This is a genomic window from Amycolatopsis sp. lyj-23, from assembly GCF_046549135.1.
GTDB lineage: Bacteria > Actinomycetota > Actinomycetes > Mycobacteriales > Pseudonocardiaceae > Amycolatopsis.
The window spans coordinates 454,777-475,112 of record NZ_JAJPWN010000007.1 but is presented as its reverse complement, the minus strand read 5'-3'; the positions used below and the strand labels follow the sequence as shown (position 1 = coordinate 475,112).

Below are 20,336 nucleotides of genomic sequence, written 5' to 3'. Positions count from 1 at the left end.
TGGCTCACGTCTTTCGGAGGGTTTCGGGGGTGCGAACCTCGTCCGAAAGTACTAGAAGCGGGACGGTTGACGTGCTGGTGTAACTCGCGCTCAGTACGGGTTTCCGGGCACGGCCAGGTGCGTCCGGTAGAGGCCGAACCCGCCGCCGGGCGCGCTCGAGGTGATGTACAGGGTCTGCCCGTCGGGTCCGCCGAACGCCGCGTTGGTGCTGGTGCGCCCGGCCGAGATGGTGCCGAGCTCGGCACCGGACGGGGCGAAGACGTGGATGAGGCCTTCGCTGTTGGAGATCCAGTACAGGTTGCCCGCGCAGTCGACGGTCGCGCCGTCGGGCGTCCGGATGCTCGCGAACGTCGTGCGGTCGCCGGTGGATCCGTCGGCGCGGACGGCGTACTTCACGATGACGTCGTTGCCGGTGGCGCCCACGTAGAGCGTCCGGCCGTCGGGGGACAGGACGACGCCGTTCGGCTCCCGCAGGGTGTCGTCGACGAGGCTGACCACGCCGTCGTGCACGCGGAAGACGCCGGTCCGCCCGCCCTGCTCGTCGGCGCGGTTGCCGCGCTGGTAGTCGGGGTCGCTGAAGTACGTGGTGCCGTCCGCGCCGGTGGTCAGGTCGTTCGGCGAGTTGAACGCGTGGCCGAGGTAGCCGGCGGCGACCGTCGTCCGGCTGTGGTCGGCCAGGTCGTAGGCGGAAACGGTCCGGTTGTCGTGGGTGGCGGCGAGCACCCGCGTGCCGTCGGCGGTGATGGCCAGGCCGTTGCTGCCGGCGTCGGCGATGAAGGAGTCGAAGGTGGCCGGCGGGGTGTACCGGAGCATCGTCGACGGCTGCACGCGCTGGGGGCCGGCCGGGTTCTGCATGTCCGAGAGCAGCAGGGTGCCCGTGCGCCGGTCCCAGGTCGGTCCCTCGAGGAAGGTGAAGCCGCCCTTCACGAGCTCGGCGGTCACCGCCCGGCCCGGCAGCGGCGACCCGTAGGTCGCGCCCGGGGTGCACGGCGCGCCCGTGGTGGCGCTCGCCGCCGACGGCGCCGCCGAACCCGCGATCACGGTGGCCGTCGCGGCGACCGTCCACACGCGACGGTGGCGGCGGGTTCTGCGGTGGGCCATGGTGGCTCTCCTTCGCGAGGCGCGGCGTCAGCGGCCGAGTTCGACCTTGAGGATGCTTTCGTTGCTGTTGTTGGGGATGCTGTCCTTGTCGCCGTAGTTGCTCGTGGTCAGCCACAGGTTGCCGTCGGCGGACGGTTCCACGGTGCGCAGCCGTCCGTACGTGCCGTTGAGGTACTGCTGCACGTTGGTGAGGCTGTCGCCGGAGATTTCCGCGCGGTAGAGCCGGGTTCCGCGCTCGCAGGCGATGTAGACGGCGTCGCGGACCACGGCGATGCCGCTGCACGAACCCTGTGCGACGGGGTAGGTGTGCTTGGGGGCGACGAAACCCGGTTGCCCGCAGTCGCCCGTCGTGCCCTCGCAGGCCGGCCAGCCGTAGTTGCCGCCGCGAACGATCAGGTTGGTCTCGTCCATGACGGAGTTGCCGAACTCCTGCTCCCAGAGGCGGCCCTGGGAGTCGAACGCCAGGCCCTGCGGGTTGCGGTGGCCGTAACTCCACACCGGGGTGCCGAAGGGGTTGTCCGCCGGGACGGAGCCGTCGGGGTTGATGCGCAGCACCTTGCCGGCCAGGTTCCCGAGGTCCTGGCCCAGTCACCGTTCTGGCCGTCGCCGGTCGAGATGTAGAGCTTGCCGTCCGGCCCGAAGCGCAGCCGGCCGCCGTTGTGGTACTTGTTGCGCGGGATGCCGGTGAGCAGCACCTCCGGGGTGCCGGTGAGCACGCCGCCGGTGTAGCGGACGCGCACCACCCGGTTGTCGGTCGAGGTGGTGTGCATGACGTACAGCCACGGGTCGCTCGCGAAGCCGGCGGCCACGGCGATGCCGAGCACCCCGCCCTCGCCGTCGGTCCCGGCCGCGTCCGGAATCCGCCCGACGACGGTTTTCGCGCCGGTGGCGGGGTCGAGGCGGACGATTTCGAAGGTGTCGCGGCGGCCGTAGAGCACCTGTCCGTCGGGCAGGGTGGTCAGCCCCCACGGCAGGTCCGTCTCGGTGGTGACCTTGGTGACCGAGCACAACGCCGTGGCGCAGGACGAGCCCGTGGTGACCGCGACCGGTGCGCTCGGCGCCGACCGGTTGCCCTGGGCGTCGCGCGCCCGCACCTGGTAGGTGTAGCGGGTGTTCGCGGTGAGGCCGCTGTCGGTGAACGACGTCGACGTCGCACCGCTGGTCGAGCCGGCCGCGGCGCCGTTGCGGAGCACCTCGTAGGCCGTGACGCCGACGTTGTCGGTGGCCGCGGTCCAGCGGACGGTCACGGTGGTGCCCGACGCGGTCGCTCGCACGCGGGTGGGGGTCGTGGGCGGCTCGGTGTCGGCCTGGCACTGCGGCACGGCGACGGGAACCGTCGGACTGGCCTGGGAGACGTTGCCCGCGGCGTCGCGGGCGTTGACGTACAGGCCCCAGGTGGCTCCCGGCACGACGGTCAGCCGCGCCGACAACTCCGTGCCCGGCACCGAGGTCATCAGCTGCCCGTCGTGGTAGACGTCGTAGAAGGCCACCCCGACGTCATCGGACGACGCCGACCACGACAGCACCACTCCGGTGCACGTCAGGTCCGAGGTGCGGGGGTCGGCCGGCGCGGTCGGCGGCGTGGTGTCGGCGTCGAGCGCGGTGGCGGCAGGGGTCGGCACCACGGCACCCAGGCCCGCCAGCACCACCGTGCACACCACTCGGAGGGTGGCCGCGCGCTTCTTTCCCGGGGTGTTCCGCATGGTGTTCCTCTCACGCAATGCCGGGCGGATTTGCGCCGTCGGTGGGGGTCCGATTGATTGGGAGCGCTCCCAGCCAACGGTAGCGCAAATTGTTTTCCGACCACAACCCGGTGTGCGAATATCCCACTGCTTTCTGACGGCGGTTTCGAAAGTTTCGGGCGGGCGACGGTTCTCCGTCGATACTTCAGCGCCCGGCGAGCACCCGGCGCACCTCGTCCGCGCCCAGTACCACGGGCGAGCGCAGGGAACCGACTTCGGCGATTTCGATCTCCACCACATCTCCCGGCTGCAGCCCCTGATCGAGCCCGGGTACGACGGACGTGCCGGTCGAAAGGACGGCCCCGTCGGGGAAGTCGTTGTCGCGCAGGAGGTACTCGATCAGGTCGGCCGGCTTGCGGTTCAGCTGCGAGGTGCTGGCCGCGCCGGCGAACACCTCGTGGCCCTCGCGCAGGATGCGCATGCGGAGGTCGAGCGACAGCGGGTCCGGCACTTCCCACGCCGGTCGCACCCGCGCCGAAACAGCGCACGATCCGGTGTAGCTCTTGGCTTGGGGCAGGTACAGCGGGTTCTCGCCTTCGATGCTGCGGGAACTGACGTCGTCGACCACCAGATATCCGGCGGTCTCGCCGCCGGCGGTGAGGAGCAGGCCGAGTTCCGGTTCCGGGACGTTGTTGGCGGAATCGGCGCGGACGGCGATCGGCTCGCCGTCGGTGACCACGCGCCAGGCGGCCGACTTGAAGAACAGTTCCGGGCGCTTCGCGCGGTACACCCGGGCGTAGACGTCTTCGTCGGTGCTCTCCTCGCGGCGGGCCTCTTCGGAACGCAGGTAGGTGACCCCGGCGGCCCACACCTCCATCCGCCCGTCCAACGGCGGCAGCAGCCGCGTCCCGGCCGTGGGCCGCGGTTCCCCGGCGGCTTCGGCCAGCTCGCGGATTTCCGCGACGGGCCGGCGCAGCAGGTCGCTCATCGACCCGACCGCGAGGGGCCGCACCTCGTCGCCGGTGAGCAGGCCGACCCGGACGTCCCCGCCTCCGCCGTCGAATCGCACCAGGTGGCTCATGCCGGTCCGGTCCGGGCCCCGAGCAGGCTCGACACGAGGCCGCAGACGACGAAGAGCACCCCGGTCAGGAACAGGACACCGGCGCCGAGGCAGATTCCGCCGACGCCGAGTATCACGCCTAGGGCGACCATGCTTGTCCTTTCGCCGGTACCGCGAGCGCGCACGAGGTACCCGGGCCGCCACCCGGCCAAACCAGGAACGGCCGGGTGACCCGATCGTGGGCGGCCCACGCACCGGGTCGTGCTCGACCAGCCGGGTGAACCGATCCGGGCCGGACCGGCGTGCGGTATTGAACCATGATCGAAAAGCTTGTGGCGGGGTGGCCGCTTCCCGCAGTCTCCGGGGGTGACCGGGGAGGGTCCGGGACGGACACCGCGCCCACCGGCCGGGAGCGGCCGGTGACGGAGCAGGCGACGGGAGTGTGGGCCCCGGTACCGGGGGGAGGGGTCCCACGCTCGGTCCGGCGGCCGCGGTCGGGAGCGGGCGGGAACGTGTAGGCGGTCGAGGGCGGTGCAGATCCCGGCGACGGGTTCGTAGCGCGGCCGGGGTAGAGGTCGGCGATGCGGCGCATCGCCAGGCCGGGCGGTTGCGCCACCTGGTGTCCCGCGGCGCGGGCGACCGCGACCGGCACCGCCCCGATCGTGGAGCGCTGGGCGGCCACGACCAACAGTGTGCCGTGCTGGGCGAGTTCGTCGAGATCGGCGGTCGGTCGATGCCACCAGCGGCGGTGAAGGGTGGCTGAACGGTGTTCGGTTTTCCCTACTGGCCTTGCTGCGAGGCGGCGGCGTGGGCGCCGAGATCGTCGAGGGTCAGCCGGTGCTTCGGCGGGTGTTCGAGGACGGTGCTGCGGATGACGACCTGGTCCGCGCCGACGTGCAGGAGCTGCCCGGGTTGCAGGTTCTGCCAGCCGGGGTTTTCGTCCATCCGCTCGCTGGCGACGACGACCGCGCGGTGGTGGGCCAGCGGGCCGGAGCGGGCGCGGATGCGGCCGGCCGCGCTGGCGTGTTCGAGGTGGCGGTCGCCGTGCGGGCCGCCGGGTGAGCGTTGCAGGACGTACAGGTCGTGCGTGTCGGGGTAGCGCAGCGCCCACAGCTCGGTGGGGGTGGTGAGGATGAGGTTGATCGCGTAGATCGGCAGGTGGCCGGCGGCCCACCGGGCGGCGGTGGTGATCCCGGCGCCGATGTCGCCGTCGTGGGCGTCGATTTCCTTGGTGACGAGGGCGAAGAACCGTTCGGAGTCGGTGTCACCCTGTACGAGGTCCCGGTAGTCGCCGAGCTGCTGTTCCAGTGCCGGGAGGTCGCCGATGACGCCGTTGTGGGCGAACAGGCGGTCGTGCTGGACGAAGGGGTGGGTGTTCGCGGGTTCGAGGCCGCCGGTGGAGGCGTAGCGGATGTGCGCCAGGAAGGTCGCGGATTCCCGCTGTTTGGCCTCGTACGCGAACTCGTCGTCCTGGTAGGCGGCCAGCGGCTGCTTCGAGACCTGGGGTTTGCCGTCGGCGTCGAAGACGCCGAGCCCGGTGCCGTCCGGCTCGCGGCGGCTCTGCTCGGCGAGGCTGTCCGGCGCCTCGAGCAGCCAGAAAGTCGCGTGCACCCGCTCGGGCGCGGCGGACAAACCGAACAGACGACACATCCTGGGCTCCTTCCGATCCCGGCTGCGTCGCGGATACCCCTGCGGGCGCGCGTGAACCATCCGTTGTAGTGCGAAACACTTGGGCGAGGCAATCGAGCAGGGGCCTCGGCCTGACGTCAGCCCCAGATCGCTTCCGGGGCACCGTCGAGCGCCGGTTCCCCGCCGGCTTCGGCGAACGCGGTGAGCGCCTCGACGAGGCCGTCCCGGTGCCCGGCGGACATCCTGCCGACGACCTTGGCGATTTCCTTGCGCCTGCGGGCGATGACGCGGCGGACGATCCGCGCGCCGTCCGGGGTGATCGCCAGGATGATCTCGCGCCGCGAGACCGGGCTGGTCCGCCGGTCGACGAGGCCGCCGGCGACCAGGCGGTCGACCGTCCGGCTCGCGGTGGAGGGCGTCACTCCGAGGTGTTCCGCGAGTGTCGCGTGCTTGAGCGGCCCGCGCGCGTGCAGGACGACCAGCAACCGGAACTGGGGCAGGGTCAGCGTTTCTCCGGCGGCCGCGATCGAGCGCACCGAGATCGCGACGAGCAGCCGCGACGCGGTGAGGACGGCATCGGTCAGGGCGTCGAGGCCGGCGGCGTCCACTCCCGAGCTCGTGCGGGTCATGCGACCCATTGTGCCGCACCGGCGGGCCACGGTCCGGCGCCGGACGGCCGAGGGGCGGCGGCCCGGCCCGCGCCGCCACGGGCCGGGCCGCCGGATCACCGCAGGTGCACCGGGCCGGCGTCGATCGGCGTGCGGAACAGGTAGTACGGGTGCTGCCGTTCGTCCTTGCCGCCGCGGTACCTGTCCTGGCGGTGCAGCTGGTTGGCCGTGACGTACAGGTGGCCGTCGGCGACCGACATCGTGTCCGGCCACAGCAGCCGGGGGTCGTGCACCACCGTTTCCCAGCGGCCGTCGGGGTGACGGCGGTGGACGGCGTTGTGCTCCCCGTCGGTGACGTAGAGGCGGCCCTGGTCGTCGGTCTCCATGCCGTCGCCGGCGCCGCCCTTGTCACCTTCGTCGATGAGCGTCGCGGCGACCGCGTCGTCGTCGAGGCCGCGGTCGATCAGGGCGTCGGTGGACACGCTCCACCAGCGGCGGGAGGCCAGGCAGCAGTAGTACAGGCGGGCGCCGTCCGCGCCGATGGCGATGCCGTCGGCGCCCATCCGCACCGGGCTGACCGAGCCGTCTTCGGACAGCTCCACGAAGTCACGCCCCTCGACGACCATCCGCAGGTCGGGCGGTACCTCGGCCTTGGTGCTGGGGTGGTCGTGCAGGCGCCGCCAGGATTCGCCGGTCTCGAGGTCGACGACGATGATCCCGTTCGGGCCCTGGTCGGCGGAGTCGGTGATGAACGCGACGCCGCGGCCGAGGTCGAAGCGCACGTCGTTGAGGTAGGTGGTGGGCAGGGCCACGTCTTCGGGGAAGAGGATGGTCGTGGTGACTTCGTCGCGCTCGAGGTCGACGCAGACCAGCTTCGGGCCGCCGTGGGCGGTGGGCCGGAACAGCGGACTGCCCGTGTCGAGGATCCACAGCCGGTCGTCCGCGTCGACGACGATGCTCTGCACCGAAACGAGGGCGTCCGGGTCGGTCTGGCTCTCGCTGTCGTTGAAGGCCTGGCTGGGGTAGGGGACGAGTTCGCCGTCACGGAGTTCGGCGACGGTGAACCGCACGTCGTCGCCCCACTTCGGGAAGTTGACGAACACCCGGCCCCGGCGCGAAACGCTGACGCCGGTCGGCATCGCGCCGGTGAATTCGTGCACGACTTCCAGCTCGCCCAGCGGCTGGTCGGTGCCGGGCACCGCGGTCACGCCGTGCCCCCCGGGTGTTCGCGCAGCTGACGGCCGGAGTGGCTTTCGAGCGGGGGCAGGGTCATCACGGCTCCGTTCGGGAAGAGGATCTCCCCGCGTACCCCCTCGGCGGCCCGCCAACCGCCGGATCCGGTGACGGCTACCCGGACGCCGGTGCGCCGACCTCGGCGCGGACGGCGGTGTCGACGTCGGTGGCGGTCAGGCCGAAGGTGGCGGCCGTTTCGGTGGCGTCCATGCGGAACGGCTCGTACCACTGGTAGTCCATCTCGGCCATCTCCCGGGCGATCGGCACGACCAGCCCCGCCGTGCGCATCACGAACCGCGGCAACTGGATCAGCTTGATCGGCGGCCGGCCCGCGGCGGCGGCGTACCGGCCCGCCAGCTCGCGGATCGTGAGCGCCGGCGGGGACGGCACGTGCCAGGGGCGGCCCCACGCGCGCTCGTCCCCGGCGAGTGTCACCAGCGCCTGGGCCATGTCGGTGTTGACGGTGAACGTGTGCGGCACGTCCAGCCGGCCGGTGATCCACGCGGTACGCCCCTTGGTCAGCGCCGGCCGGATCAGCAGGGCGTAGATGCCGGCCGCGTCCTTGCCGATGTAGTCCGAGCCGCGGACTTCGACGGTGCGGATGCCGGCGGCGAGAGCCTGTTCCCACATGCGCTTGCGCAGGCGGCCTTTGTGCCCGGTCGCGGCCATCGGGGTGTGCTCGGTCATCCGGCCGTCCGGCCGGCGGCCGTAGGCGTAGAGGCTGCCGGTCAGCGCCAGGACCGCGTCGGTGGCCTTCGCGGCGGCGATCACCGCCGTCTGCAAGGGCGGCAGCAGGCGCTCCCACTGCGTGTAGGAGGGCGGGTTCGCGCAGTGGTAGAGCACGTCCGCGCCGCGGGACAGCTCGGTCAGCCGGGCCGGGTCGGACGCGTCGGCGGCGACCCGCTCGATCAGCGGGTGCTCGGGGCCGGAGCCGCTGCGCGTGACGATCCGGACGCGGTCGCCGCGGGCGGCGAGCAGCCGGGCGACGTTCGTGCCGATGGAGCCGGCGCCGATGACGACGTGGTGGGTCATGGGACTTCCTAACGTTGTTAGATTTTCTAACAACGTTAACCTAGCGGCGGGCTCGACCGGCCGTCAAGGACGGCGGCTAGGGTCCGGGCAAACCGGCGAAGCGAAGTGGCGGAGCATGTCGACCAGCACCAGGCGCGCCCGCGAGCGGGCGAGCACCCGCGAGCGGATCATCGAGGCCGCGCTGCACGTGCTCGAGACGGAGGGCCCGGCGGCGTTGACGATCCGCCGGATCGCGGCCGACGTCGACTACACCCCGCCGGTCGTCTACCAGCACTTCGCCAACAAGGACGCGCTCGTGGTGGAGCTGATCGCGCACGGCCACCGCCTGCTGCTGGCCGGCTTCCGGCGGGCCGCCGAGGAGCCCGGCGCCGACCGGCGGGTGCTGCGGGTCGCGGGCGAATACGTCCGGTTCGCCCGCGCGCACCCCCACCTCTACGAAGTGATGAACGGCCCGGTGCGCAGCGCCGACGCCCGCCGGCTCGCCGCCGAACCGGCCATCGCGTTCGTGAAGGACCTCCTCACGTCCTGGTCGGCCGCGCACGACGTCGTCCTCGCCGACCTCGACGAGGCGTGCGAGATCCTCTGGGGCACGCTGTACGGCACCGCCTCGCTCGGCCACCTTTCCGGCGGGGGCGAGGAGCGCACCCGGCGGCTGGCCGAGCAGGCGCTTCGCGCGATCCTCCTCGGCTGGCGGACCGGGCTGCCGGACGACGGTTCGTGACCCGCAGTCCGGAGGTCAGTGGCCCAGGACGGCGCGCAGGCCCGGCTGGAGCCGGTCGCCGTGCGCCCGGACCAGGTCGTCGCACAGGTCGAAGATCCGCTCGACCGGCAGCGCCGCCGCCGTCGCGGGGTCGATCAGCGCCGCGTGCCGGATGTGGCGGGGATCGTCCTCGACCGCCGCGCGCACGACCAGGTCGTTGACGCTCAGGTACGTCCGGTTGAGCGCCGCGAGCTGCGGCGGCAGCGCGCCGATCCGGGTGGGCCGGACGCCGGTGCCGTCGACCAGGCAGGGCACCTCGACCACGCCGCCGGACGGCAGGTTCTCGATCAGGCCCCGGTTGACGACGTTGCCGTAAACCGTCCGCGGGGTGCCCGTCAGGACACTGTGGACGATCTGCGGCGCGTACTCGCCCGTGCCTTCGACGGGCAGCGGCTCGTCGGCCGCGACCGCGTGCCGGGTGCGCTCGTACTCGGCCTCGTTCTCCGCGACGATGCCGAGGTAGGCACCGATCGGCAGGCGGAGGCGCTCGACCTCGCTCTCGTGCTTGAGGTACCAGGGCACGTACTCGGCGGAGTGCTCGCTGGTCTCCGTCGGGTAGTAGCCGAGCCGCCGCAGCATGTCGAAGCGGACGCGCCGCCGCAGCTGCTCGTCGGACTCCGCCAGCTCGCGCAGCCGCGGGTACAGATCCGCGCCGGCGTGCTCGAACCGCAGCACCCAGGCCTGGTGGTTGACGCCCGCCGCGACGTAGGTGACCTCGTCGAACGGCACCCCGACCAGCGCGGCGAGCCCGTGCACCGTCCAGTGCACCGAGTGGCACAGCCCGACGACCCGGGTCAGCCCGGTCGCTTCGCTCAGGTACTGGACGTTCATCGCCATCGGGTTCGTGTAGTTCAGCAGCCACGCCTCCGGACAGACGTCGGCGATGTCCGCCCCGAGTTCCTTGAGGAAGGGGAACGTCCGCAGCGCGCGGAAGATCCCGCCGATGCCGAGCGTGTCGCCGATGGTCTGGCGGACGCCGTGGCGCTCCGGGACCTCGAAGTCGGTCCGGGTCGCCGCGCCCATCCCGATCTGGACCATGTCGACGACGAAGTCCGCGCCGGACAGCGCTTCCCGCCGGTCCGCGTGCGCGGTCAGCACGGGTTTGACGCCGCGGACGGCCGCGATCCGCTGGGCGGCGGCGAGCGCGGTGGCCAGCCGGCCGGGGTCGATGTCGTGCAGGGCGACGTGCACGCCGTCCAGCTCCGGGTAGGCGAACAGGTCGGCGAGCAGGCCCTGGGTGAACACGACGCTGCCCGCGCCGACGAAGGTGATCTTGGGGGTCTTGAGGTTCACTGGAATCCGATCCGGGGTGTCTGAAGTGGACTAGCCCTTGAGCCCGCTGGAGGTGATGGACTGGATGAAGGTCTTCTGCGCGCCGAGGAAGGCCAGCAGCACCGGCAGCACGGTGATCACGTTGCCCGCCATCACCGCGGCCCAGTTCGTGTGGTGCTGGCCCTGGAAGGTCGTCAGCCCCAGCTGCAGCGTGTACGTCGTGTCGTGGTTGACCGCGATCAGCGGCCAGGTCAGGTCGTTCCACGTGCTCAGGAACGTCAGCACGGCCACCGTGCTCAGCGCGGGCCGCGACAGCGGGAGCACGATGGTGACGAGCACCCGCAGCCGCGAGCAGCCGTCGATCCACGCCGCTTCTTCGAGTTCCCGGGGCAGGGACAGGAAGAACTGGCGCAGCAGGAACACCGCGAACGGCGTCACCAGCGACGGCACGATCAGCGCGCCGAGGGTGTCGATCAGGCCGAGCCGTTTCATCACCAGGAACGTCGGGATCATGGTGAGCTGGAACGGGATCGCCATCGTCGCGACCATCACGGCCAGCAGCGCCCGCGAGCCGGTGAACCGCATCCGCGCGAACGCGTACCCGCCGAGCGTGCCGAACAGCAGGTTCGACGCGACGGTCACCGCCGAGACGATCAGCGAGTTCGTGAACCAGCGGACGAAAAGCGCGTTCTCGAGGACGTAGCGGTACCCGGAGAAGTCCAGGCGGGACGGCCAGAGCGCAGGCGGGAACCGGTTGATCTCGGCGTTGCTCATCACCGAACTCAACAGCAGCCAGACCAGGGGTGCCGCGAACACCAGCGCCAGCGGCACGAGCAGCAGGTGCCAGGGACTGAACGGCAGCCGGGGCCGGCGCAGCACGGGCAGCGCGGCGCGGGTTGCGGACACGTCGAGCGGGGCGGGCCGGGTGGTCGTCATCGGAGCACCTTCCCCGGTCGGCGCAGCAGGCGGAGCACCACGACGGCGGCGAGCAGGGCCAGCGCGAGCACGTAGGCCGACGCCGCGCCGTAGCCGGCGGTGAAGTTCTTGAACGCCTGCTCCCAGACGAAGTAGACGATGACCGTGGTGGAGCCGAGCGGGCCGCCCTTGGTCGTCACGTAGACCAGGTCGAACACCTGCAGCGACGTGATCAGCTGCCACACCACGAGGAACGCCGTCACCGGGGTCACCGCGGGCAGCGTCACGTGCCGGAGCACGCGCCACGTACCGGCGCCGTCCAGCCGCGCGGCCTCGACCAGCGACGGCGGGACGTCCTGCAGCGCGGCCAGGTACACCACGACGCAGAACCCGGTGCCGCTCCACAGCGTGATGCCGACCAGCACCAGCAGCGCCTGCGCGGGATCGGTCAGGAAGCCCTGCGGCGACACGCCGAGGTGGTGCAGCACGGAGTTCGCCGCGCCGAACTGCGGGTCGAGGATGAACGAGAACAGCACGCCCTGTGCCGTCGCCGACAGCACGAACGGGACGAACACGAGCGTCCGGTAGACGCCCGCGAAGCGGATGCGCCGGTTGAGCGCCTGCGCCAGCAGGAACCCGAACAGGATGCTGAGCGGGACGTATAACAGCGTGTACAGCACGGTGTTGGCCACGGCCTGGGCGAAGTGCGGGTCCTGGGCGAGCGCGGCGTAGTTGTCGACGCCGACCCAGCGGCTCGGCGTCACCAGGTCGTCGGCCTGGAACGACAGCACGAGCGACCAGGCCACGGGCACCACGCCGAGCCCGAGGATGATGAGCACGGCGGGGGAGACGTAGGCCCACGCGGCCGCGGTCTCGCGGCGCCGGCGCGAGCCGGGTGTGACGGTGATGGGCCTCGGCAGTCCGGGCATGGCGGCTCCCTATCGCGGAATGATCAGGGCGGCGTTCGCGGCCGCGGCGCAGTCGCGCAGCGCGTCGACCGGGGTCGCCCGGCCGAGCAGCACGGCGACGATCGCGGTGCCGAGCGCCGCCGACACCTGGGGGTAGGCCGGGTGCACCGGCCGGACGCGGGCGTTCTCCAGCGCGTCGACGAACACCGGGAGGCCGGGGGTCTCGGCGGTTTTCGCCTGCCACGCGGGCAGCGCTTGCGTCCGGCGGCTCAGCGGGAGGCTGCCGGCGCCGTCGTCCCAGCGGACGTCCTGGGCCGGGTCGGCCAGCCACGACAGGAAGGTGCGGGCGGCCGCCACGCGTTCTTCGCCGTTGTCGAACAGCGTCCAGGTGTCCGGACCGGAGATGGTGACCGGGCGGCCGCTGAAGCTCGGCAGCGGCACGACCGCGTAGTCGATCCCGGCGTCGGCGATGTCGGGCAGCTGCCACGGCCCGGTCGGCACCATGCCGATGTGCCCGGCTTCGAACGCCTGGTACATCTGCTCGCTGCCGGTCTTCGGGTCGAGGTAGACGGCCTTGGCCGCGGCGAGGTCGCGGACGACCTCCAGGGCGCGGACGCCCTGGTCGGCGAACCCGATGCCGCGCCCGCCCGCGCCGATGACGTCGCCGCCGAGGTCCCAGACCATCGGCCACAGCCGCCACACCGTGTCTTCGTCGCCGGTGGCGGGCCAGGCGGTGCCGAAGGTGCCGTCGGCCGGATCGGTCAGTTTCTTGGCTGCGTCGACGAAATCCGCCCACGTCCAGCCCGGACCGGGCAGCGGGATCCCGGCCTTCTCGAACAACGCCTTGTTGCACACCACGGCCAGCGAGTCGAGCAGCGCCGGAACCGCGCGGACGCGGCCGTTCACGGTGACCGCTTCCCGGGCCGGCGCCCAGAAGCCGGGGCCGGCGTCGACCAGTCCGGTGACGTCGACGACGCTGGGGCTGCGCGCCACGCTGGCGAGGTCGGAACCGAAGACGTAGGCGATGTCCGGGAACGACCCGGACGCGAGTGCCGCGGTGATCTTCTGGAGCATCGCGTCGGCGAGGACGCCGCCGCCGAGGTCGATCCGGATCCCGGGGTGCGTCCGGTGGAAGTCCGCGACGAGCGCGTCCAGCACCTTCTTGCCGGTGTCGGTCTGGCCGTGCCAGACCTCGACCGTGACCGGGCCCCCGGTGGCCCGCGCCGGGCCGCAGCCGGCGAGGGCGGCACCGAGGGCCAGACCACCGGCGCCGCGCAGGAATCCGCGGCGGTCCATCAGCTTGTCTTGCCGAGCAACGGAAAACTCATCATCGCAGACTCCGGATGATGGTGGGCACGACCCCGCCTCGGACTCTCGCGTCCTGGCGACTCGGTCCGGGCTCGCGGTGGAACCGACATACCGGCTGGGCGTACCTCTGACGTCGGTGGGCCCGACGTGGACAGCAGTAAAGCGAGCGGAACAGGGTGTGTCAAGGCGGGTCAGCAGGTCTTGCGGACGTACCCGCTCGTGCCCTGGGGCACCACGTACAGGTCACGCCGGACGATGCTGATCCTGGTCTTCCACTCCGGGCAGGCCTTGCTCATCCCCGAAGCGGTGTACTCGACGTCGACCACCCGGTTGCCGAAAGGACCCGCGTAGTCGGCGCACTCCTCGTACTCGCCGCACTCCTCGGTGACGGCGAAGTCGAGGCCGTTGGCGACCCGGTTCGCGGCCAGTTCCGGCGTGTTCTTCTGCGCGATGGCGAGGTTCTTGCCGTGGGCGCGGGCGGAGAGGAGCTTGATGTAGTCCTGCGCCTGCGACGCGGTGAGCAGGTTGCGGGACCGGGAGTAGCTGTCGTAGTTGTCGGGCTCGATCGCCTGGTAGCCCTTCGCGGCGCACGTGTCGATCCAGCTGCCGACCTTGGCCGCGACCCGGGAACGCTTGTCGGCCGTGCGCAGGTCGAGCAGCGTCTCCTGCCAGTCCGGGTCGACGACCTTGGCGCCACTGGAATCCCGGAGCAGCAGGTCGGCAGGCCAGTCGCCGTCCGCGCCCTGCTGCGCCTGGAAGGCGTTGAGGTAGCAGATGTTGTACTTGCCGCTCGCCGGCGCCGCGGAGACGTCCCGGCTGACGATCTGCACGCCCGACGGCGGGGTGTAGGCGCCGCCGATCTGGTAGTCGAAGCCGGCGGCCTGCGGGGGCAGGGTGACCGCGGCCGACGCCGGCGCGGCGAGCGCGGCGAGCGTGCCGGCGGCCAGCGCGCCGGCCGCCGTGAAAGTAGCGAATCGCTTGCCGCGGGCGGGGGAGGAACGCTTCATCCGGACTCCCATCATCGTCGGGCTGTTGACGGCGAAAGGTAGGCAGGAGGCGGACCGCGGTCAACGAAACGCGCATTCGCGATGCGCGTTTCACCGGTCCTGGGTGGTGACCGCCTCGACGACGGTGACCCGGACCCCGGCCCGGCGGATCGCGGCGACCGCGCCGGGCGCGGCGGAGGAGTCCGTGATCACCTCGTGCACGTCCTGGATGTCACCCATGCGGGCGAGGGTGGTCCGCCCGAGCTTGCTGCCGTCGGCCAGCACGACCACCCGCTGGGCGCGCCCGAGCATGGCGCGGTTGGTCCGGGCTTCGTTCTCGTCGTGCGTGGTGATGCCCGCGGTGGCGTCGATGCCGTCGACGCCGACGAACGCCGTCCCGACGCTGATCGAGGCCAGCACGTGCTCGGCCCACGGCCCGACCAGCTCGTAGGACTGGGGCCGGGCCACCCCGCCGACGACGACGAGCTTCAGCCGCGGGTGCAGCGCCAGGTCCATCGCGATGTTGAGCGCATTGGTCACCACCGTCAGGTCCGCGCGGCCGGGCAGCTCCTTGGCCAGTTCGCTCGTGGTGGAGCCGCCGGTCAGGGCGATCACGTGCGGCCCGGTCGGCAGCGTGCGGATCGCCGCGCGCACGATGGCGCGTTTCGCGTCCCGGGACCGGTTTTCCCGGTAGGGCGGGGGTACCTCGTTCGTGCGCCCGCGGGGCCGGGCGCCGCCGTGGGTGCGGGTCAGCAGCCGCTGTTCCTCCAATTTGGCCAGATCGCGGCGCAGCGTGGCGGAGGAGACGCCGAACCGGGCGCTGAGCTCGCCGACGTGCAGCGTGCCGGTGTCCGCGAGCACCCGCAGCAGCTCCGAAAGCCGTTCGGCCCGGGTGGTGCGCCGTTTCCGCGTGGACATGGGCCGAGCCTACGACAGCCGGCGAAACGCTCAATCCGAATGCGCATTTGGACGGCGGACCTTGCCCGCCGGGCGGAGCGCGGCCGAGTCTCCGGGAGTACGTCCGGGGAAATCGGAGGCAGCACCTATGCACAGCAGCGGGCGGTGGTCCGGCGACAGCTGGACCGCACGGGAGATCGGGCAGCAGCCCGCCACCTGGCTGCGGGTGGCGGAGGCCGTGCGGCGGGCGCGGCCGGAAATCGCCGGGCTCGTCGGCGACGGGCGACGGCGGATCGTGCTCACCGGCGCGGGCACCTCGGCGTTCGTCGGCGAGGTCGTGGCCCGCGACCTCGCGCGCCGGCTCGGCCGGCCGGTCGAGGCGATCGCGACCACGGAGATCGTCGCCGACCCGGCCGGCGCGGTCGTGGACGACCGGCCGGTCCTGCTGGTGTCCTTCGCGCGCAGCGGCAACAGCCCGGAGTCCGTCGCGGCGGCGGACCTGCTGCACCGGCTGACCCCGGGCCTGCGGCACCTGGTGATCACGTGCGACGCGGCCGGGCAGCTGGCGCAGCGGTGGTCCGGTGCGGCGAACGCCGTCGTGGTGGCCCTGCCGGAGGAGGTCAACGACCGCGGGTTCGCGATGACGTCCTCGTTCACCGGGATGGCGCTGGCGGCCCTGCTCGCCTTCGGGGTGGACGTCGACGTCGAGGCGCTGGCCCGCGCCGGGTCGACCGTGCTCGAGGGGGCCGCGGACCACGCATCGGCGATCGCCGGCGCCAAGCCGTCCCGGCTGGTGTTCCTGGGTTCCGGGCCGCTGCGCGGGCTGGCCGGGGAGGCCGCCCTCAAGTGCCTCGAGCTGACCCGGGGCGAGGTCGTCGGCCTCGCCGACTCCGCGCTGGGCTTCCGGCACGGGCCGAAGTCGGTGCTCGACGAGCGCACCATCGCCGTGGTCTTCCTCTCCACCGACCCGCACACGCGGGCCTACGACGCCGACATCGCCCGCGAGCTGGTGCAGTCCCTCGGCGAGGAGCGGGTGGTCGTGGTCGGCGGGGAAGACGCCGGCGAGTTCGGCGGCGCCCGGATCTGGCCGATGCCTTGGCCAGCCGGTCTGCCCGTGGCCGGGTACGCCCTGCTCGCCGTCATCGCCGCGCAGACCACGGCGCTCGCCTGCTCGCTCGCGCTGGGGATCACCCCGGACAACCCGTTCCCCGAAGGGGAGGTGAACCGCGTCGTGCAGGGCGTGGTCATCCACGACTTCGCTGCGCCGGAGGTGGGCTGAGATGTTCCTCGGTGTCGACGGTGGGGGCACGAAGACCGCGTTCTGCCTGCTCGATCCGGGGGGCCGGGTCGTGGCCGAGGCCCGGACCGCGAGCGTGTACTACCTGAGCGAAGGCCTGCCGATCGTGGAACCCCTGTTGCGCCAGGGGATCGGCGAAGTGTGCGAGGCCGCGGGCATCGCTGTTCCCGGCATCACCCACGCCTTCTTCGGCCTGCCCGCCTACGGGGAGATCAGCGCCGACGTGCCGGTGCTGGACGCGATCCCCGCGCGCATCCTCGGAACGCGGAACTACCGCTGCGGCAACGACATGATCTGCGGCTGGGCCGGGTCGCTCGGAGCGGTCGACGGCATCAACGTCGTCGCCGGCACCGGCTCGATCGCCTACGGCGAGCACGGCGGCAGGCAGTGGCGCGGCGGTGGCTGGAGCGAGCTGTTCGGTGACGAAGGCTCCGGCTACTGGGTCGCCATCCAGGGCCTCAACGCGTTCAGCCGCATGGTCGACGGGCGCTTGGCCGCCGGTCCGCTCGTCGAGCAGATGCGGGCGGCCCTCGGCCTCGCCGCCGACTTCGACGCGATCGACGTCGTCGTGAACCGGTGGCACGGCGACCGCGGCCGGATCGCGAACCTGAGCAAGGTCGTGACCCGGGCCGCGGACGCCGGAGACGCCGTCGCGACCGGGATCCTCCGGGAGGCCGGGCGGGAGCTCGCGCTGCTCGTGGCCGTCGGCCGGACGGCTCTGCAGTTCGAGGCCGCGCAACGGGTTCCGGTGTCGTACTCCGGCGGCATGTTCGGGTCGGCGCCCGTGCTGTCGTCGTTCCGCGACGCGCTCTCGCTCGGCTACGACCTCCGCGAGCCGCTGCTGGAACCGCACATCGGTGCCGCGCTCTACGCGGCGCGCCTGCACGGACACCCGCTGCGGGCCGAGCAAGTCCACTCGACCGCGTCCCTGCCTCGCTGAGGAGCCCGACATGACCGCATCTCTCCGCGCCACCAGCTGGATCCCGTACGCGGGCCTGCTCGTGGTGTTCTGGGGCGTGTGGGGAGCGATCTCCAACCTGCCCACCAAGCTCTACGCCTACCCCGACCCGATGGTGTACGTCATCTGGGCGCTGACCATGCTGGTGCCCGCGTACTTCTCGTTGCGGGGGAAGAAGTTCGACCGCGGCCGGACCGCCGCCGGGTACGGGCTGGCGATCGGGCTCACCGGCGCGGGCGGCCAGCTGTTGCTGTTCAAGGCCCTCACGATCGGCCCGGCCTACGTCATCTTCCCGATCGTCGCGCTTTCGCCGGCGGTCACCGTGCTCCTGGCGTTCGTCGCGCTGCGGGAGCGGCTCGGCGGGTGGTCGTGGGCGGGGGTGGTGCTCGCGCTCGTCGCCGTCGTCCTGTTCTCCGTGTCCACCGGGGACGGTGGGGACAGCGGGTGGCTGTACCTGGTGCTGGCCGTCGGAATCTGTGTGGCCTGGGGTGTGCAGGCGTTCTTCATGCGCAAGGCCGCGCTCGCCGGCGTGGACGACGCTTCGACCTTCGGGTGGATGACGATCAGCGGGCTGCTGCTGATCCCGGTCGCCGTGCTGATGATGGGCGGGCTCCCGCTGGGGTTCCCGTGGCAGGCACCCGCGCTCACCGCCGGGACGCAGCTGCTCAACGCGGTCGGCGCGCTGTTCCTCGTGATGGCGATGAGCCGGGGCAAGGCGTCGATCGTGGCGCCGGTGACGAACGCACTGGCCCCCGTGCTGACCATCGTCCTGTCCCTGCTGTTCTTCGGCGCGGCACCGACCGGGTTCCAGCTCGCGGGCATCGTGCTGGCTCTCGTCGGCTCGACGCTGATGGTCTACCGCGCGGAGAAGGGCAGCGAGCCGCTGCCCAGCACCGCGGTCTCATGACGCCGCGGATCATCACGGTCACCCTCAACCCCGCGGTCGACGTGACCTACCGGGTCGGCGAACTGCACCTGGGCGGGACCACGCGGGTGGCGGACGTCCGGTCCCGCGCCGGCGGCAAGGGCGTCAACGTGGCGGCGGTGGTCCGGGCGCTGGGTGGCGAGAGCCTGGTGCTGGCGCTGACGACGACCCGGACGCCCGACGAGTTCCGGGACGGCCTGGCGGAGCTGGGCCTCCCGCACCGGCTCGTCCCGGCCCTGCCCGCGGTGCGGCGGACCGTGGCGGTGGTGGCCCCGGCCGACGGGACGACCATGCTGCAGGAGAACGGCTTTCCGGCCGGCGAGACGGCGGAAGCGGGCATCTTCGCCGCTCTTCGCGCGGAGCTGCCGGCCGGCGCCGTCGTGATCTCCGGCAGCGTGCCCGAGGGGCTGGGGGCCGACGTCCCGGCGAAGCTGGCCCGGCTGTGTGCCCGCCACGGCGTGCCGGTCATCGCCGACGTCTCCGGCCCCGCCCTGCGCGAGGCCGCCGGGAGCGGCGCGGTGCTGATGCCGAACGAGGACGAGCTCGCGGACCTAGGCGGGGCCGGCGCCGGTCCTGACCTCGTGGCCGCGGGAGCACCCGCGGTGGTGGCCACCTTGGGCGCCGAGGGCGCGATCGCCGTCACCGCTCAGGGCACCTGGCGCGCTCGGCCGGCCGAAGTCGTCACCGGCAACCCGGCCGGCGCCGGGGACGCGGGTGCCGCCGCGCTGGCCATGCACCTGACCGCGTCCGAAGTGGACTGGCCGGTCGCGCTCGCGGACGTGGTCGCCACGTCGGCCGCGGCGGTGCTGCGGCCGGTCGCCGGCGAGATCGACGTCGCGGCCAGGAACCGCTGGATTCGGGAAGTGAAGGTGGAGAGGATCCGATGAACTGGGCCGGCTTGCTGGACGACCTGCGCGCGCAGCGGCGCGCGATCGGGGCGTTCAACGCCATCCTGATCGAGCACGCCGAGGCCGTCGTGGCCGGCGCGGAGCGTTGCGGGCTCCCGGTGGTGCTGCAGATCTCGCAGAACGCCGTCCGCTACCACGGTTCGCTGGCGCCGTTCGCGCTCGCCTGCCTGCGGCTGGCCGAGGCCGCGACCGTGCCCGTCCTGGTCCACCTCGACCACATCGAGGACGAGGAGCTGATCGACGAGGGGCTCGGGCTGGGCATCACCTCCGTCATGTTCGACGCGGCCGCGCTGCCCTACGCCGAGAACGTGACCCGGACGAAAGCCGTGGTCGAACGCTGCCACGCGGCGGGCTGCCGCGTCGAGGCGGAGCTCGGCGAGATCGGCGGCAAGGACGGTGCCCACGCCCCCGGCGTGCGCACGGACCCGGCCGAGGCCCGCGAGTTCGCCGCCGCGACCGGCGTGGACTCCCTCGCCGTGGCCGTCGGCTCGTCGCACGCCATGGCCGACCGCACGGCGGTGCTCGACGAGGACCTGATCGCCGCGCTCGCCCGCAGCGTCCCGGTGCCGCTCGTGCTGCACGGCTCCTCCGGTGTGCCCGACGAAGGCCTGCGCGGGGCGGTGGCGAGCGGCATCGTCAAGGTGAACGTCGGAACGCGGCTGAACCAGGTGCTCACGGCCTCGGTGCGCTCGGCGCTCGGGCAGCACGCGACGCTCACCGACCCCCGCCGCTACCTGGCCCCGGGCCGGGACGCGGTCCGGGACGAGGTGGCCCGGCTGCTCACCCTGCTCGCGAAGTGAGCTCGGCCTCTCCGGGTTCGCGTTTGCGCGACCCCCCGTCGCGGGTACCGGGAGGGC

Annotated in this window: 19 protein-coding genes and 2 pseudogenes; 6 read left to right on the top strand and 15 right to left on the bottom strand. The window is 72.3% G+C overall.

Features of this window, described 5'->3' with window-relative positions:
* Nucleotides 1–90: 90 nt before the first annotated feature.
* The 9 genes and pseudogenes from ACLJPY_RS20190 to ACLJPY_RS20150 all read right to left on the bottom strand — a co-directional run bounded on the left by ACLJPY_RS20190 (nucleotide 91) and on the right by ACLJPY_RS20150 (nucleotide 8,345).
* Nucleotides 91–1,101, bottom strand: coding sequence for an SMP-30/gluconolactonase/LRE family protein (locus ACLJPY_RS20190; RefSeq protein WP_410590509.1), 1,011 nt, complete (start codon nucleotides 1,099–1,101; stop codon nucleotides 91–93).
* Nucleotides 1,102–1,128: 27 nt separating this feature from the next.
* Nucleotides 1,129–2,759 (bottom strand): annotated as a pseudogene (locus ACLJPY_RS20185) (PQQ-dependent sugar dehydrogenase).
* 229 nt (nucleotides 2,760–2,988) lie between these two features.
* The gene (locus ACLJPY_RS20180) at nucleotides 2,989–3,864 is read right to left on the bottom strand and encodes a fumarylacetoacetate hydrolase family protein (protein WP_410590507.1); all 876 of its coding nucleotides are present in this window, start codon (nucleotides 3,862–3,864) and stop codon (nucleotides 2,989–2,991) included.
* Nucleotides 3,861–3,995 carry a hypothetical protein gene (locus ACLJPY_RS20175; RefSeq protein ID WP_410590505.1) on the bottom strand — a complete coding sequence of 45 codons (135 nt, stop codon included), beginning with the start codon at nucleotides 3,993–3,995 and terminating at the stop codon, nucleotides 3,861–3,863. Before ACLJPY_RS20175 ends, ACLJPY_RS20180 begins: the two co-directional genes overlap by 4 nt.
* 404 nt (nucleotides 3,996–4,399) lie before the next feature.
* Nucleotides 4,400–4,561: pseudogene (locus tag ACLJPY_RS20170) on the bottom strand (IS110 family transposase); the annotation flags it as partial.
* Between the two features lie 62 nt (nucleotides 4,562–4,623).
* A complete protein-coding gene (locus ACLJPY_RS20165; protein WP_410590504.1) occupies nucleotides 4,624–5,493 on the bottom strand; it encodes a class II glutamine amidotransferase in 870 nt (289 codons plus the stop codon).
* Between the two features lie 116 nt (nucleotides 5,494–5,609).
* Nucleotides 5,610–6,101 (bottom strand): MarR family winged helix-turn-helix transcriptional regulator, encoded by a 492-nt coding sequence (locus tag ACLJPY_RS20160; protein ID WP_410590502.1) that lies wholly within the window; start codon nucleotides 6,099–6,101, stop codon nucleotides 5,610–5,612.
* A gap of 95 nt (nucleotides 6,102–6,196) precedes the next feature.
* The gene (locus ACLJPY_RS20155) at nucleotides 6,197–7,288 is read right to left on the bottom strand and encodes an L-dopachrome tautomerase-related protein (protein WP_410590500.1); all 1,092 of its coding nucleotides are present in this window, start codon (nucleotides 7,286–7,288) and stop codon (nucleotides 6,197–6,199) included.
* A gap of 139 nt (nucleotides 7,289–7,427) precedes the next feature.
* Nucleotides 7,428–8,345, bottom strand: coding sequence for an NAD-dependent epimerase/dehydratase family protein (locus tag ACLJPY_RS20150; protein ID WP_410590498.1), 918 nt, complete (start codon nucleotides 8,343–8,345; stop codon nucleotides 7,428–7,430).
* Nucleotides 8,346–8,460: 115 nt separating this feature from the next.
* Here ACLJPY_RS20150 and ACLJPY_RS20145 point away from each other — a divergent pair, with 115 nt between their 5' ends.
* A complete protein-coding gene (locus tag ACLJPY_RS20145; RefSeq protein WP_410590496.1) occupies nucleotides 8,461–9,066 on the top strand; it encodes a TetR/AcrR family transcriptional regulator in 606 nt (201 codons plus the stop codon).
* Nucleotides 9,067–9,081: 15 nt separating this feature from the next.
* On the opposite strand, the gene ACLJPY_RS20140 is transcribed toward ACLJPY_RS20145, so the two are convergent.
* The 6 genes from ACLJPY_RS20140 to ACLJPY_RS20115 form a co-directional block, all read right to left on the bottom strand.
* Nucleotides 9,082–10,398, bottom strand: a complete 1,317-nt coding sequence (locus ACLJPY_RS20140; protein ID WP_410590494.1) for an alpha-glucosidase/alpha-galactosidase — start codon at nucleotides 10,396–10,398, stop codon at nucleotides 9,082–9,084.
* Nucleotides 10,399–10,428: 30 nt separating this feature from the next.
* Complete coding sequence (locus ACLJPY_RS20135; RefSeq protein ID WP_410590493.1) at nucleotides 10,429–11,313, bottom strand: carbohydrate ABC transporter permease; 885 nt, start codon at nucleotides 11,311–11,313, stop codon at nucleotides 10,429–10,431.
* Nucleotides 11,310–12,221 (bottom strand): carbohydrate ABC transporter permease, encoded by a 912-nt coding sequence (locus ACLJPY_RS20130; protein WP_410590491.1) that lies wholly within the window; start codon nucleotides 12,219–12,221, stop codon nucleotides 11,310–11,312. Before ACLJPY_RS20130 ends, ACLJPY_RS20135 begins: the two co-directional genes overlap by 4 nt.
* A 9-nt stretch (nucleotides 12,222–12,230) precedes the next feature.
* Nucleotides 12,231–13,496, bottom strand: a complete 1,266-nt coding sequence (locus ACLJPY_RS20125; protein ID WP_410590490.1) for an ABC transporter substrate-binding protein — start codon at nucleotides 13,494–13,496, stop codon at nucleotides 12,231–12,233.
* 203 nt (nucleotides 13,497–13,699) lie between these two features.
* Nucleotides 13,700–14,515, bottom strand: a complete 816-nt coding sequence (locus ACLJPY_RS20120; RefSeq protein WP_410590488.1) for an endo alpha-1,4 polygalactosaminidase — start codon at nucleotides 14,513–14,515, stop codon at nucleotides 13,700–13,702.
* A 90-nt stretch (nucleotides 14,516–14,605) separates the two neighbouring features.
* Entirely contained in the window at nucleotides 14,606–15,412 is an 807-nt protein-coding gene (locus tag ACLJPY_RS20115) for a DeoR/GlpR family DNA-binding transcription regulator (protein ID WP_410590486.1), read from the bottom strand.
* 127 nt (nucleotides 15,413–15,539) lie between these two features.
* Here ACLJPY_RS20115 and ACLJPY_RS20110 point away from each other — a divergent pair, with 127 nt between their 5' ends.
* Genes ACLJPY_RS20110 through ACLJPY_RS20090 form a run of 5 tightly spaced genes read left to right on the top strand, consistent with a single transcriptional unit; the run spans nucleotide 15,540 to nucleotide 20,279 of the window.
* The gene (locus tag ACLJPY_RS20110) at nucleotides 15,540–16,670 is read left to right on the top strand and encodes an SIS domain-containing protein (protein WP_410590484.1); all 1,131 of its coding nucleotides are present in this window, start codon (nucleotides 15,540–15,542) and stop codon (nucleotides 16,668–16,670) included.
* A 1-nt stretch (nucleotide 16,671) separates the two neighbouring features.
* On the top strand, nucleotides 16,672–17,628 hold the full coding sequence (locus ACLJPY_RS20105; RefSeq protein WP_410590482.1) for an N-acetylglucosamine kinase: 957 nt from the start codon (nucleotides 16,672–16,674) through the stop codon (nucleotides 17,626–17,628).
* 10 nt (nucleotides 17,629–17,638) lie between these two features.
* Complete coding sequence (locus tag ACLJPY_RS20100; RefSeq protein ID WP_410590480.1) at nucleotides 17,639–18,553, top strand: DMT family transporter; 915 nt, start codon at nucleotides 17,639–17,641, stop codon at nucleotides 18,551–18,553.
* Nucleotides 18,550–19,458: a 1-phosphofructokinase family hexose kinase gene (locus ACLJPY_RS20095; protein ID WP_410590478.1), complete on the top strand. Its 909-nt coding sequence runs from the start codon at nucleotides 18,550–18,552 to the stop codon at nucleotides 19,456–19,458. Before ACLJPY_RS20100 ends, ACLJPY_RS20095 begins: the two co-directional genes overlap by 4 nt.
* Entirely contained in the window at nucleotides 19,455–20,279 is an 825-nt protein-coding gene (locus ACLJPY_RS20090) for a class II fructose-bisphosphate aldolase (RefSeq protein WP_410590476.1), read from the top strand. Before ACLJPY_RS20095 ends, ACLJPY_RS20090 begins: the two co-directional genes overlap by 4 nt.
* Nucleotides 20,280–20,336: the final 57 nt, after the last annotated feature.

Coding starts and splice junctions, on each gene's coding strand:
- ACLJPY_RS20190 (WP_410590509.1), bottom strand. CDS start 1,101: ATGGCCCACCGCAGAACCCGCCGCCACCGTCGCGTGTGGACGGTCGCC.
- ACLJPY_RS20180 (WP_410590507.1), bottom strand. CDS start 3,864: ATGAGCCACCTGGTGCGATTCGACGGCGGAGGCGGGGACGTCCGGGTC.
- ACLJPY_RS20175 (WP_410590505.1), bottom strand. CDS start 3,995: ATGGTCGCCCTAGGCGTGATACTCGGCGTCGGCGGAATCTGCCTCGGC.
- ACLJPY_RS20165 (WP_410590504.1), bottom strand. CDS start 5,493: ATGTGTCGTCTGTTCGGTTTGTCCGCCGCGCCCGAGCGGGTGCACGCG.
- ACLJPY_RS20160 (WP_410590502.1), bottom strand. CDS start 6,101: ATGACCCGCACGAGCTCGGGAGTGGACGCCGCCGGCCTCGACGCCCTG.
- ACLJPY_RS20150 (WP_410590498.1), bottom strand. CDS start 8,345: ATGACCCACCACGTCGTCATCGGCGCCGGCTCCATCGGCACGAACGTC.
- ACLJPY_RS20145 (WP_410590496.1), top strand. CDS start 8,461: ATGTCGACCAGCACCAGGCGCGCCCGCGAGCGGGCGAGCACCCGCGAG.
- ACLJPY_RS20135 (WP_410590493.1), bottom strand. CDS start 11,313: ATGACGACCACCCGGCCCGCCCCGCTCGACGTGTCCGCAACCCGCGCC.
- ACLJPY_RS20130 (WP_410590491.1), bottom strand. CDS start 12,221: ATGCCCGGACTGCCGAGGCCCATCACCGTCACACCCGGCTCGCGCCGG.
- ACLJPY_RS20125 (WP_410590490.1), bottom strand. CDS start 13,496: ATGGACCGCCGCGGATTCCTGCGCGGCGCCGGTGGTCTGGCCCTCGGT.
- ACLJPY_RS20120 (WP_410590488.1), bottom strand. CDS start 14,515: ATGAAGCGTTCCTCCCCCGCCCGCGGCAAGCGATTCGCTACTTTCACG.
- ACLJPY_RS20115 (WP_410590486.1), bottom strand. CDS start 15,412: ATGTCCACGCGGAAACGGCGCACCACCCGGGCCGAACGGCTTTCGGAG.
- ACLJPY_RS20110 (WP_410590484.1), top strand. CDS start 15,540: ATGCACAGCAGCGGGCGGTGGTCCGGCGACAGCTGGACCGCACGGGAG.
- ACLJPY_RS20105 (WP_410590482.1), top strand. CDS start 16,672: ATGTTCCTCGGTGTCGACGGTGGGGGCACGAAGACCGCGTTCTGCCTG.
- ACLJPY_RS20100 (WP_410590480.1), top strand. CDS start 17,639: ATGACCGCATCTCTCCGCGCCACCAGCTGGATCCCGTACGCGGGCCTG.
- ACLJPY_RS20095 (WP_410590478.1), top strand. CDS start 18,550: ATGACGCCGCGGATCATCACGGTCACCCTCAACCCCGCGGTCGACGTG.
- ACLJPY_RS20090 (WP_410590476.1), top strand. CDS start 19,455: ATGAACTGGGCCGGCTTGCTGGACGACCTGCGCGCGCAGCGGCGCGCG.